General features: G+C 71.0%; 8 protein-coding genes and 1 pseudogene. 5 read left to right on the forward strand and 4 right to left on the reverse strand.

Annotated elements, in window-relative coordinates; genetic code table 11:
• The first annotated feature begins 341 nt into the window (after window positions 1–341).
• Window positions 342–2096, forward strand: a complete 1755-nt coding sequence (locus tag NFT33_RS17405) for a sensor histidine kinase (RefSeq protein ID WP_251677205.1) — start codon at window positions 342–344, stop codon at window positions 2094–2096.
• Window positions 2093–4633 (forward strand): annotated as a pseudogene (locus NFT33_RS17410) (two-component system response regulator). The gene NFT33_RS17405 and the pseudogene NFT33_RS17410 overlap by 4 nt, the downstream one beginning before the upstream one ends.
• On the opposite strand, the gene NFT33_RS17415 reads toward NFT33_RS17410, so the two are convergent.
• On the reverse strand, window positions 4617–5414 hold the full coding sequence (locus NFT33_RS17415; RefSeq protein WP_149503047.1) for a gamma-glutamyl-gamma-aminobutyrate hydrolase family protein: 798 nt from the start codon (window positions 5412–5414) through the stop codon (window positions 4617–4619). The pseudogene NFT33_RS17410 and the gene NFT33_RS17415 sit on opposite strands and share 17 nt — an antisense overlap.
• A gap of 175 nt (window positions 5415–5589) precedes the next feature.
• On the opposite strand from NFT33_RS17415, the gene folE reads away from it, so the two are divergent.
• The 3 genes from folE (at window position 5590) to NFT33_RS17430 (ending at window position 7672) form a co-directional block, all read left to right on the forward strand.
• Window positions 5590–6312 (forward strand): GTP cyclohydrolase I, encoded by a 723-nt coding sequence (gene folE / locus NFT33_RS17420; protein WP_251677207.1) that lies wholly within the window; start codon window positions 5590–5592, stop codon window positions 6310–6312.
• Between the two features lie 75 nt (window positions 6313–6387).
• Window positions 6388–6816: a BLUF domain-containing protein gene (locus tag NFT33_RS17425; protein WP_149503045.1), complete on the forward strand. Its 429-nt coding sequence runs from the start codon at window positions 6388–6390 to the stop codon at window positions 6814–6816.
• Window positions 6803–7672 (forward strand): DUF429 domain-containing protein, encoded by an 870-nt coding sequence (locus NFT33_RS17430; RefSeq protein WP_149503044.1) that lies wholly within the window; start codon window positions 6803–6805, stop codon window positions 7670–7672. The genes NFT33_RS17425 and NFT33_RS17430 overlap by 14 nt, the downstream gene beginning before the upstream one ends.
• On the opposite strand, the gene NFT33_RS17435 is transcribed toward NFT33_RS17430, so the two are convergent.
• From NFT33_RS17435 to NFT33_RS17445, 3 genes are read right to left on the reverse strand one after another with little or no spacing between them, the layout of a single operon-like run.
• The gene (locus NFT33_RS17435; protein ID WP_251677209.1) at window positions 7645–9696 is read right to left on the reverse strand and encodes a putative bifunctional diguanylate cyclase/phosphodiesterase; all 2052 of its coding nucleotides are present in this window, start codon (window positions 9694–9696) and stop codon (window positions 7645–7647) included. The genes NFT33_RS17430 and NFT33_RS17435 overlap by 28 nt on opposite strands.
• Entirely contained in the window at window positions 9693–10244 is a 552-nt protein-coding gene (locus NFT33_RS17440; protein WP_220785742.1) for a YfiR family protein, read from the reverse strand. The genes NFT33_RS17435 and NFT33_RS17440 overlap by 4 nt, the downstream gene beginning before the upstream one ends.
• Window positions 10245–10294: 50 nt before the next feature.
• Complete coding sequence (locus NFT33_RS17445) at window positions 10295–12385, reverse strand: TonB-dependent receptor plug domain-containing protein (protein ID WP_251677211.1); 2091 nt, start codon at window positions 12383–12385, stop codon at window positions 10295–10297.
• Window positions 12386–12411 lie beyond the last annotated feature (26 nt).

The raw sequence follows: 12411 nt of genomic DNA on the forward strand, positions 1-12411 counted from the left end.
GAGAACGCGGATCAGAGGACATCACGGACCTCGACGCACCTGCCGAGGCAGAAAAGGGGAACAGATTTCATGGGGATCGTGGGCAGCCGTCATGCGGGCAAACCCTGTTCTTGGAGTCGGAAGTCAAGGCCAACGGTCAAGAAACCATCAGCCAGCCCTGATCAGATCACACTTCGGCGATTGCAGCGTTCCGGCCTGACCCGGTGTTGACAGAGGTACCGGAAGGTTTTTCATGCCTGACCCCGGGCAATCCGCGAAAGATCACCGGGCATCCATGCGAGACTGCCGCCAGACTCGCGTTCTGCGACATCTTTCATCTTTTCGACTCGATTCCGGTTCTCATGTCCGCCACCGTGCCCCCTGACCTGCTGGCTGCGCTCGTGCCCGATGCCGCCGTCCTGGTGGACGACGGCGACGGCCTGGTGCGCGGCTTCAACACCGCGGCGGCGCAGCTGTTCGGCCCCGGACTGCAGCCGGGGCGGGCGATGTGCACGCTGATCGGCGCCGAGCATCAGAAGGCACTCCAGGCCTTGCTGGCCGAACCCTCCGCGGACCCGCAGACAGAGACGACGGTGGCGCAACGGCTGCCGCTGCGGCTGGAGATCGGCGCACCTGCCGGCCTGTCGCCTCGGGCGATGCTGCGCGTCGGCCTGCGCCACGCCGGCCTGCGCCTGTGGCAGTTCGAGGAGCTCGGCGGCCCGGAGCGCCAGCAGGCGGACTGGCTGCTGGCGCGCTTCATGCGCTTGTCGCCGGGCGCGCCGTTCGCGCTGGAGCTCGACGGCGCACCGGCGCGGCTGCGCTTCACCATCATCTCGCCCGGCCTGTGCCGGGCCTTCGGCCGCGACGAGCACGAGCTGGCCGCGCCGGACTTCCGGGTGCTGCCGCATGTGCACGCTCAGGATCGCGATGCCCTGGCGCAGGCGATGCGCGAGGCCGCACTTCATCTGACCGACTTCCATCACGAGTTCCGCCTGCTGCACCCCTTGCGGGGCCCGGTCTGGCATGAAGCCCGGGCCACGGTGGAGATCGACGCGACCGGGCGGCCCGGCGCCTTCGGCCGCGACGAGCACGAGCTGGCCGCGCCGGACTTCCGAGTGCTGCCGCATGTGCACGCTCAGGATCGCGATGCCCTGGCGCAGGCGATGCGCGAGGCCGCTCTTCATCTGACCGACTTCCATCACGAGTTCCGCCTGATGCACCCCTTGCGGGGCCCGGTCTGGCATGAAGCGCGGGCCACGGTGGAGATCGACGCGACCGGGCGGCCCGGCGCCTACGGCTATCTGCTCGACATCAGCGCGCGCAAGCGGGCGGAACAGCAGCTCGAGGCGATGCATGCCGGCCTGGAGCAGCGGGTTCGCGAGCGCACCGCGGAGCTCGAGGCCAAGCACCGCGAAATGGAGCGCTTCACCTATTCGGTCTCGCATGACCTGAAGGCGCCGCTGCGCGGGCTCGACGGCTACAGCCGGCTCCTGCTGGCCGAGAAGCGCGACCAGCTCGACGACGAGGGCCGGCTCTTCATCGACAACATCCGCCAGGCGGCCCGCCAGATGAGCCAGCTGATCGAGGATCTGCTGGCCTACTCGCGTGTCGAGCGGCTGCGTCCGACCCTGGTGGCGCTGCCGCTGCGCGGCCTGATCGACGAGGCGCTGGCGGAGCTGGACGACAGCCTGCGCCGCCAGGCCGCCGAGATCCGCATCGACACCGGCACGCTGTCGGTGCGCGGCGAGCGGCGCGGCCTGCTGCTGGTGCTGCGCAACCTGCTCGACAACGCTATCAAGTTCAGACGCCCGGACCGGCCCTGCCAGATCACGATCACCGCGCGACCGCTCGAGGCGCCTGGCGGCGGCACCGAGCTGACGATCGCCGACAACGGCATCGGCTTCGACATGCGCTATCACGACCGCATCTTCGAGATCTTCCAGCGCCTGCATCGGGTCGAGGACTATCCCGGCACCGGCATCGGCCTGGCGATCGTGCGCAAGGCGATGGAGCGCATGAACGGCCGCATTCACGCCCGCGCAGAGCCGGGACGCGGCGCCACCTTCGTGCTCGAATTTCCCCCTGCCGCCGGCAGCATCGGCGGCCAAGACCCATGAACCTGATCTACGTCGAGGACAACCCGCTCGATGCCGACCTGACCCGCCGGATGCTGGCGCAGCAGGCCCCGCAGATGCAGCTGCAGCTGGCCGGCACGCTCGAGCAGGCGCGCGCGCTGCTGGCCGATGCCGCCCGCCCCTGCGACGTGCTGCTGATCGACATGAACCTGCCCGATGGCAACGGCATCGAGCTGGTGGCGCAGGTCCGTCACAGCCGGCCCGGCACCACGGTGCTGCTGCTGACTGGCTGCGGCGACGAGGAGGCAGCGGTGCGCGCGCTGCGCAGCGGCGCCGACGACTACATCGTCAAGGACACCCGCTATCTCGACACGCTGACCCAGACCATCGCCGCGGCCCGCCAGCGCCGGCTCGAGCGGCCCGACCATGCGCCGGCCCAGGTGCTGCATGTGCTCTATGCCGAGCGCACCGCCAGCGATGTCGACCTGCTGCGCCGCCGCCTGCGCCAGCAGGCACCGCACATCCTGCTCGATGTGGTCGGCAGCGGCGAGGCGGTGCTGGCCGCGCTCGAGCACGGCAGCCCCGACGGGCTCGGCCCGGTCGACGCGCTGCTGCTCGACTATCTGCTGCCGGGCATGAACGCGCTCGAGCTGCTGCACGAGATCCGCGAGGTGCGCGGCCTGGACCTGCCGATCGTCGTCGTCACCGGCCAGGGTGACGAGGAGGCCGCCGCGCAGGCCATCCGTCTCGGTGCGCACGACTACCTGGTCAAGCGCGACCTGGCGATGCCGCGCCTGCACATCGCGCTGGAGTCCGCCTGCCTGCGGGTCCAGCTCGAACGCGAGCGCCGCGCGCTGGCCGAGAGCGAACGCCGGCTGCGCGAGCTGGCCGACGCCATCGACGATGTGGTCTGGCTCAGCGACCCGGTCGCGGGGCGGCTGCTGTACATCAGCCCGGCGATCGAGCGGATCTGGGGCCTGCCCGCAGCCGGCCTGCTGGACGACTGGCATGCCTGGACCGCGCACATTCATCCCGAGGACCGCGAGCGCGCGCTGCGCGAGATCCGCGCCGGCGCCGCCGACCGGGACAACTACGATACCCGCTTCCGGGTCATCAAGCCCTCCGGCGAGGTGCGCTATGTGCATCTGCGCAGCTTCGCGGTGCAGGACGAGCGCAGCCGCACCGTGCGCCGCGCCAGCATCGCGCAGGACGTGACCGAGCAGCATCTGCAGGAGCTGCGCATCCAGCACATGGCCTATCACGATGCGCTGACCGGCCTGCCCAACCGCTCGCTGGTGCTCGACCGGCTCGAGCAGGGGCTGCGCATGGCGCGCCACCGCGGCCGCATGCTCGCGGTGATCTTCATCGACCTGGACCGCTTCAAGAACATCAACGACACGCTCGGCCATCTGGTCGGCGACGAGCTGCTGTGCCAGGTGGCACTGCGGCTGCGCCAGCAGCTGCCGCCGGAGGTCACGCTGGCGCGACTCGGCGGCGACGAGTTCCTGGTGCTGATCGAGGATCAGACCGAGGCAGCCCAGATCGCGCAGACCGCCGAGGAACTGGTCCGCGCGTTCGAAGAGGCCTTCCTGATCGATGGCCACGATCTGCATGTGAGCGCCAGTCTCGGCGTGAGCCTGTATCCGCGCGACGGCCATGACGAGCATCTGCTGCTGAAGTACGCCGACACCGCGCTCTACCGCGCCAAGGCGGCCGGCCGCAGCACCTACTGCTTCTTCAGCCCGGAAATGGACCGGCAGGCGCATGCCCGGCTGCGCCTGGAGAACGACCTGCGCCATGCGATCGACCGCAACGAGCTGTGCCTGCACTACCAGCCGCAGTTCGATGCCTGCGGCCGGCTCGTCGGCGTCGAGGCGCTGCTGCGCTGGCCCCATCCGCAGCGCGGCATGATCAGCCCGGCCGAGTTCATCCCGATCGCAGAGGAAAGCGGCCTGATCCACCCGCTGGGCGACTGGGTGCTCGGCGAGGCCTGCCGGCAGGTGCGGCAGTGGCAGCGGCAGGGCCATCCGGAGATGCGGGTGGCGGTCAACCTGTCGGTGCGCTAGCTGCAGCGCCGGGGTCTGGACCAGACGGTGCGCTCGGAGCTGCGCCGCAGCGGCCTGGAGGCCGCGTACCTCGAGCTGGAGATCACCGAGTCCAGCATGATGGAGGATCCGGCCGGCACGATGACGCTGCTGCATGCGCTGCGCGGCATCGGCGTGCAGCTCTCGGTCGACGACTTCGGCACCGGCTACTCCAGCCTGGCCTACCTGAAGCGCTTCCCGCTGCAGCGGCTCAAGATCGACCGCTCCTTCGTCGACGGCATCCCGGACGACAGCGACGACATCGCCATCGTCGAGGCCATCGTCGCGATGGCACGCAAGATGAACCTGCGCATCGTCGCCGAGGGCGTCGAGACCGGCGCGCAGCACGAGATGCTGACCCGCCTGGGCTGCGACGAGATGCAGGGCTATCTGCTCGGCCGGCCGATGGCCGCCACCGAGCTGGAGGCGCTGCTGGTGCGCGGCCGTGCCAGTGCAGGCGCCAGCGCCGGAGTCGGCCTCAGCCTCGGCGCCTGAGGCAGGCGGCCAGGAACTCCTCGAGGATCGGCCGGCCGTCGAGCTGCGACGGGTGATGCTGGTCCTGGGCCATGAACTCCGGATGCCATTGCATGCCGAAGACCAGGCTGGGGCCGCGCCAGCGGATCGCCTCGACCAGTCCGTCGGGCACCGAGCGTGCCTCGACCACCAGATCGCGCCCCAGGTCCTTCACCGCCTGATGGTGGATCGAGTTGATCGTCGTGCGCTGCACACCCGGATAGAGCCGCGCCAGCCCGGAGCCGGGCAGGATCTCGGCATCATGGAACTGGCGGTCGTACTGCTGCACATGCAGGTGCTGCACCTCGGAGGGCCGCTGGCTCGGGATGTCCTGGTAGAGCGTGCCGCCCAGCGCCACATTGATCAGCTGGCAGCCGCGGCAGATGCCCACCACCGGCTTGCCCGCGCTGACGAAGGCGTCGAACAGGTCGATCTCGTAGCGGTCGCGCACCCGGTCGCCGCTCCACTCCGGGCGCAGCGGCGTCTCGCCATAGCTCTCGGGCGCGATGTCGTTGCCGCCCTGCAGCACCAGGCCGTCGAGCTGACTGGCGTATTCGGCCAGGCTCATCTCGCTGCGCGCGAGCATGCCCTGGCTCTCGATGGCGGGAATCATCACCGCCAGCGCCCGCCCGCCCAGGATCCAGTGCGCCACCGACTGCTCCAGATAGTGCAGCGTGCGGGTGAAGACGCCGCCGATGTCGGCCACCGGCGCGGCCGGAAAATAGATGCGGGCGGAAATGCCGATCAGCGGCGGACGAGACATGGGCAGGACATCCTTTGCGGGTCGATTCTCGCAAACCCGGAGTCTCTCGCCCGCACCGAAGTGTGGTTTTGTGTTCGACCGACCGCTCGCCATGCGGGGGGATGACCTCGCTGCTAGCATGGCGACCGAGACCTGAAAGACAGACGTGCAAGACAACGACGACTCCCGCCGCGCCATGAGCCTTCCGACCCCGCCGCAGGACCGACCGGATGACGAGGGCCGGCCGATCTCGACGGTGATCCGCGAGCGCATCCGCGCCTCCGGCCGGCGCTTCCACGCCAACGACAACATCGCCGACTTCATCCGCCCGGGCGAACTCGACGCGCTGCTCGACGAGGTCGCCGGCCAGATGTCGGGCGTGCTGCGCAGCCTGGTGATCGACACCGAGAGCGATCACAACACCCAGGACACCGCGCGCCGCGTCGCCAAGATGTACCTGAAGGAGGTCTTCCGCGGCCGCTACGAGCCGCAGCCGCCGGTCACCGAGTTCCCCAACGCCGAGCGTCTGGGCGAGCTGATGATCGTCGGGCCGATCACCGTGCGCAGTGCCTGCTCGCACCACCTGTGCCCGATCATCGGCAAGCTGTGGATCGGCATCCTGCCCAACGAGCACTCGGCGCTGATCGGCCTGTCGAAGTACGCCCGCCTGGCCGAATGGGTGATGAGCCGCCCGCAGATCCAGGAAGAGGCGATCATCCAGGTCGCCGACCTGCTCAGCAACAAGATGCAGCCCGACGGCCTGGCGCTGGTCATGGAGGCCGACCATTTCTGCATGGGCTGGCGCGGCGTGCGCGATCTGGACTCGAAGATGATCAACAGCGTGATGCGCGGCGCCTTCCTGAAGGATCCGAACCTGCGCCGCGAGTTCCTGTCGCTGCTGGGCCAGCGCAAGGGCTGAGCCCGGCCGCACCGCAGCCCCCCAACCGCCTGCCACCGCCTGCCACTGCCCTTCCCGGGCGAAGAGGAATTCCCGATGATGGTCCGTCTTCTGTATGCCAGCCGCGCCACCGCGGTCAGCCCCGAGACGATCGACGCGATCCTGGCGCAGTCGCGCACCCGCAATCCGACGCAGGGCATCACCGGCATCCTGTGCCACGGCGGCGATGTCTTCATGCAGGTGCTCGAGGGCGGGCGCGATGCGGTCAACCGGCTCTACGGCTCGATCGTGCGCGACAGCCGCCACCATGACGTGACGCTGCTGCATTTCGAGGAGATCGCCGAGCGGCGCTTCTCCGGCTGGACGATGGGCGTGGTCAATCTGACGCGGGTCAATCCGTCGATCGTGCTGAAGTACAGCGCCCGCCCGGTGCTCGATCCCTTCACCGTGCCGGGCCGGGCCTCGATGGCGATGCTCGAGGAGCTGATCGCCACCGCCTCGATCGTCGGGCGTGCCGGCGGCTGAGCCTTCGCCGCGCCTGCGCCTGCTGGGCGTCGACTTCAGCAGCCGGCCCGACCGGCGCAAGCCGATCGTCGTGGCCGAAGGCCACCGGTGCGATGCGTCGGGCCGGCTGCGTCTGGACCGGCTGCGCGAGCTGTCCGATCCGGCTGACTTCTCCTGCCTGCTGACCGAGCCCGGCCCCTGGCTGGGCGCCTTCGACCTGCCCTTCGGCCTGCCGCGCGAACTGGTCGAGACGCTGGGCTGGCCGAGCGGCAGCTGGGCGGCGCTGATCGACCATTACCGGCGCCTGTCACGCCAGGAGATCCGCGCCGCCTTTGCCGCCTTCTGCGCCGCCCGGCCGGCGGGCGCGAAGTTCGCGCACCGGGCCTGCGACCGGCCGGCCGGCGCCTCGCCGTCGATGAAATGGGTCAACCCGCCGGTGGCCTTCATGCTGCATGCGGGCGCGCCGGCCCTGCTCGATGCCGGCTGCCATCTGCCCGGCCTGCATGAGGGCGACCGCAGCCGCATCGCGCTGGAGGGCTATCCCGGGCGCAGCGCCCGCGCGGTGCTGGGCCGACGCAGCTACAAGAGCGACGACCCGGCCCGCCAGGACGAGGGCCGGCGCCAGGCGCGCCAGACGCTGGTGCAGGCGCTGGAGCAGGACGAAGGCCTGCAGATCGATGCCGAGCAGCGCACCGCGCTGCTCGAGGACGCCCGTGGCGACCGGCTGGATGCGGTGCTGTGCCTGCTGCAGGCCGCGCAGGCCAGCCAGGCGCCCGGCTTCGGCCTGCCGGCGGCGGTCGATCCGCTCGAGGGCTGGATCACCGGCGTGGCCACGACCGGCCCCGACCTTCAGACCGCCAGGCCCGAGGCCGCGTGACGCGCCAGGAAGGGCTCGACCTGCTCGACCGGCAGCGGCGGCGCCACCAGATAGCCCTGCACCAGCGTGCAGCCCTCGGCACGCAGCGCCTCGAGCTCGTCGGGCGTCTCCACGCCCTCGGCCAGGGTGGCCATGCGCAGGCCGGTGGCCATGTCGATGATCGCGCGCACGATCACCCGGGCCTGAGGATCGCGGGTCAGCGCCTGGACGAAGCAGCGGTCGATCTTCAGCTTGTCGAAGGGGAAGCGGCGCAGATAGGCCATCGACGAGTAGCCGGTGCCGAAGTCGTCGAGCGCGATGCGCACGCCCAGCCGGTTCAGGCCGTGCAGCTGCGCCAGCGTCGCCTCGGTCTCGTTGAGCAGCACCGACTCGGTGATCTCGACCTCCAGCCGCGCCGCCGGCAGGCCCGACTGGCGCAGCGCCCGCTCCACCAGCGCCGGCAGATCCTGGGTCATCACCTGCACCGCCGAGAGATTGACCGCCACCGACAGCGGCTGTGACCACTGCGCAGCGATGCGGCAGGACTGCAGCAGCACCCACTCGCCGATCTCGTTGATCAGGCCGGCATCCTCGGCCACCGCGATGAATTCGGCCGGCGAGACCTGGCCCAGATCGGGATGGCGCCAGCGCACCAGCGCCTCGAAGCCGACCACCCGGTCCCCGTCCAGATCGAGCTGCGGCTGGAACACCACCGAGAGCTGGCGCAGCGCGATGGCATTGCGCAGCGCCCGCTCGAGCTGCAGGCGACGGACCACCCCGGTGCTCATGTGGGGCGAGTAGAAGCTGGCGCGCCCGCGCCCGCCGGCCTTCGAGGCATAGAGCGCCAGGTCGGCGTTCTTCAGCAGCTGATCGGGCAGGCGGCCGTCGGCCGGCGCCAGCGCGATGCCGACGCTCACGCCCATCGGCACCGTGAGCCCGTCGATGTCGACCGGCTGGCACAGCGCGGCCAGCACCCGCGCGGCGAAGCCGGCCGCCTCCTCGGGCGAGCGCACATCGCGCAGCACCACCGCGAACTCGTCGCCGCCGAGCCGCGCCACCGGGTCGCCCGCGCGGGCCAGGGCGCGCAGGCGCTCGCCCACGCAGCTCAGCAGCCGGTCGCCGACATCATGGCCCAGTGCATCGTTGACCGTCTTGAAGCGGTCCAGGTCCAGGCACAGCACCGCAAACCCGTGGGTGTCGACCGCGGCCAGCGCCTCGTCGAGCAGCAGCCGGAAATGGTGCCGATTGCTCAGCCCGGTGACCGCATCGACATGCGCCAGCGTGAACAGGCGCTGCTGCTGCTTCTTCAGCATCGCCTCGCGCACCTCCAGCTCCTCGAGCAGGCGATTGAAGCCGGCGTAGAGCTGACCGACCTCGTCGTCACGGTCGGTGCTGACCCGGGTGGCGTAGGCATGGGTGTGGGAGACGGTGCGCATCACATCGGCCAGGGCCACGATCGGTCGCACCACACCGTCCTGGCCGGCGATCGCCGCGGCCGCGGCCAGCCCGCCGATCAGCGTCGCGCCCAGCAGCACCAGCAGCGCGCGCAGCGCGGTGGCGCTGAAGGTCGGCGTCGCATCGATGCACAGCAGCAGCCGGCCCAGCGGCGCGCCGTCGAGCTCGATCGACGCCACCGCATGGGCACGGGCCGCGTCGGTGATGCCCGCCTGCAGCGCCAGCATGTGGGCGGCGTCCGGCATCTGCTCGCCCGGCGCCAGGTAGTGCGCGAACACGACGCCGCGCGCATCGCCCAGCACCGCCCAGCGCACCTCGGCCACCTGGCCGAGCGCCTCGAGCACCCGCTGCGCGGCGGCCGCGTCGGCAAAGGCCAGCGCCGCACGGGTGTTCTGCGCCAGCACCTGGGCCAGCGCCTGGCCGCGCTCCTCGACCCGCTGGCGCGAAGTCTGGTATTCCATCACCGTGACGACCACGAACAGCAGCAGCGAGGCCAGCAGCGTCGAGCCGACCACCAGCAGGCCGAGCTTGCTGCGCAGCGGCAGCAGCGCGAAGCGACGGCGGATCCGGAACGGCAGCGTGCCGATCATGGCGCGCCCTCGCGCCGCTGCGGTGTCTCGATCACGCCGACCGCCAGCGACAGCAGATCGGAGGACAGCTTCAGCCCCGCCTGGCTGGCCGCACCCAGATGGATCTCGAAGCGCAGCCGGCCGCCGTGGCGCAGCAGCCCGATCATGCCGCCGCGCTGCACGAAGCCGGGCTGGTCGCTGACGGTCAGCACCGGCTGGCCGGTCAGCGCCACCAGCGCCAGACCGGGCTCGGTGACGAACAGCAGATGGCAGCCGCGCGCCTCCTCGGCCCGCTGGATCTGGCGCCACTGCACGCTCGCGCCCTGCAGCGGCCGGCCCTGCAGCGCACGCAGCGCCTGCTCCAGATCCTCGCGCTGACCATACTGGCACAGCTGCATCACGCCCTGGCGCTGGGGCGAGACGGCCGCAGGCCACTGGGTGAAGCGCGCGAAATTGGCGACGAAGGCCGCCTGCACCGTCGCCTCGTCCGAGCCGGCCTGTGCGCTGCGCAGCGGCGCCAGCACCGCGACGGCCAGCGCGGTCACGAGCGGGAACAGGGCAGCTCTCATCGCGGTGTGCGGGGTGCGGCGGTCGGTGCAGCGATGGCGACGAGGAGGGCTCAGAAGATCATCTCGGCGCGCAGGCCGACGCCCGGACTGCTGATGACGGCCTGCGAATAGCCCAGATCCGGGTGGATTTCCACCGCCTTCGCGGCGCCCAGGTTCCAGGCCCGCAGGCTCAGCGTGACATCGCGGCTGACCGCCCAGCGGGTGCTGAGGTCGAGCACGGTGCGCGCATCCACCCGGGTGCCGGTGCTGGCGCTGCCGCGTGCGGCGGTGTGACGCACCCAGACATCCAGGCCGAGATGCGGCGTGAGATCGATCGAGGTGCGCCAGGACAGCAGGCGCGTGGGCAGACGCTCGCGCAGCCGCGCGCTGTCGCCGGCGGCAGCCGGGAACTCCTCGCCACGGCTCCAGGCGCCGCTGAACTGCTGGCGCAGCGAGGGCAGCGGATGCCAGTCGAGCGACAGCTCCAGGCCGCTGACCCGGGCCCGGCCAGGCACCCGCCGCAGCGAGGCGTCGAGATGCGGCTGCGGGAACATCGACAGCTCGGCCCCGGTCAGTCCGGCCGGATTGAAGCTCAGCGGATCGTAGTCGTGGCGGAAAAGCACCGCATCGAGCGCAAGCTGCTCGCCCCAGCGGCGCCGTGCCCCGAGCTGCAAGGCACGCACCGACTCCACCACCTGACCGCTGGCGCTGCTGGCCAGCACCCGCACCGGCAGCGGATTGCCCATCTGTCCGGGCGGAATCACCGCCACCGCCACATTCGCATCGTTCTCGCCGCGCGAGGGCACCCGCACCGCACGCGACACCGAGGACCAGAGCGTCAGGTTCTCGTCGCTCGGCCGCCAGGACAGCGCCAGGCTCGGCTGCGTGCGGGTGCCGCCGAAGAAGGTGTGGTCGACACGCAGCCCGCCCACCGCCACCAGCCGCCCGCTGTCGGAGGTCCAGCGGTCCTGCGCGAACAGGCGCCAGTCGTTCATCTCGCGCCGCGCCGGCGTGAAGCTGCCATCGCCCAGGGATTCGTTGTGGTCGCGGTGATGTCGCAGCCCGCCGCCCCAGGTGAGCTGGTGGCCGGAGCCCTCGGGCCGCCAGGACTGCTCGACCTCCAGGTCGGCGGTGCGGCTGCGCATCTGCACGAAGCCGGCCTCGCCGCCCTGCTCGGCCATCAGCAGCCCGGTCAGCTTCAGCGAGGAGCCGCCGTGCAGCCGGTGCTCCAGCGCACCGCTCAGGTAGGCGCGGTCATAGTCCTGATGGGTCGGGACCTCCTGCCGGTAGGGCGGGCGCACGATCTGGCGCAGCCGGGTGTCCTCGACCCGGGACTGCTCGACCTGGGCCTGCAGGTCCAGCCGGGTGCGTGCATCGATGCGGCGCTCCAGGCGCAGCCCGGCGGTGGCGGCGCGGGTGGCGTCATGCGCCTGGCCGCCCGCCTGAGCCTCGGAGGCGGACTGGCGCTCGACCTGCGCATGGGCACGCCATCCGCCGGCATCGTCGTCGAGCCTCTGGCCGGCACGCAGGCCCAGCCGCAGCGAGCCGTCATCGACCGCCTCGATCCGGGCGGCACGCCCGCCGCCGTCCGCCGGCCGGGTGATGATGTTGATCACGCCGTTGACCGCATTGGCCCCCCAGACCGCACCGGCCGGGCCGCGAATGATCTCGATGCGCTCGATCTCGCCCAGCGGCACCTGATGCGTCTCCCACAGCACGCCGGAGAACAAGGGCGAATAGATGCTGCGCCCGTCGACCAGCACCTGCAGCTTGTTCGAGAAGCGGCCGGTGTCGCCCCGCACCCCGACCGCCCAGCGCCCGGCCGACAGCCTCGCCACATCCACGCCCGGCGCCAGCCGCAGGACTTCCGGCAGCGAGCGCACCCCGGTACGGGCGATGTCGTCGCGGGTGATGACAAAGACTGGCGCGGCCACATCGGCCAGGCGCTCGGCCTCGCGCCCGGCGCTGACCACCTCGACACGCATCAGGTCCTCGAGCGAGAGCTCGGCCAGCGCCTTGACCCCGGCGCCGGACTGCGCACCCGCCTGCAGCGACAGGCCAGCCCCCAGCAGCAGCGCCAGCATCGACAGCGGCAGCCGGGGCCTCGACAGCGACCGGACAGCAGGGTGCAGGCAGAGTCGGTCTTGGAGAGCAGGCTTCATGGTGGCAAGAGCGCAGGGCAGCGTCC

The organism is Sphaerotilus sp. FB-3 (assembly GCF_023706025.1).
Classification (GTDB): Bacteria; Pseudomonadota; Gammaproteobacteria; order Burkholderiales; family Burkholderiaceae_C; genus Sphaerotilus; species Sphaerotilus sulfidivorans.

Coding starts and splice junctions, on each gene's coding strand:
- folE (WP_251677207.1), top strand. CDS start 5,590: ATGAGCCTTCCGACCCCGCCGCAGGACCGACCGGATGACGAGGGCCGG.
- NFT33_RS17435 (WP_251677209.1), bottom strand. CDS start 9,696: ATGATCGGCACGCTGCCGTTCCGGATCCGCCGTCGCTTCGCGCTGCTG.
- NFT33_RS17440 (WP_220785742.1), bottom strand. CDS start 10,244: ATGAGAGCTGCCCTGTTCCCGCTCGTGACCGCGCTGGCCGTCGCGGTG.
- NFT33_RS17415 (WP_149503047.1), bottom strand. CDS start 5,414: ATGTCTCGTCCGCCGCTGATCGGCATTTCCGCCCGCATCTATTTTCCG.
- NFT33_RS17445 (WP_251677211.1), bottom strand. CDS start 12,385: ATGAAGCCTGCTCTCCAAGACCGACTCTGCCTGCACCCTGCTGTCCGG.
- NFT33_RS17405 (WP_251677205.1), top strand. CDS start 342: ATGTCCGCCACCGTGCCCCCTGACCTGCTGGCTGCGCTCGTGCCCGAT.
- NFT33_RS17425 (WP_149503045.1), top strand. CDS start 6,388: ATGATGGTCCGTCTTCTGTATGCCAGCCGCGCCACCGCGGTCAGCCCC.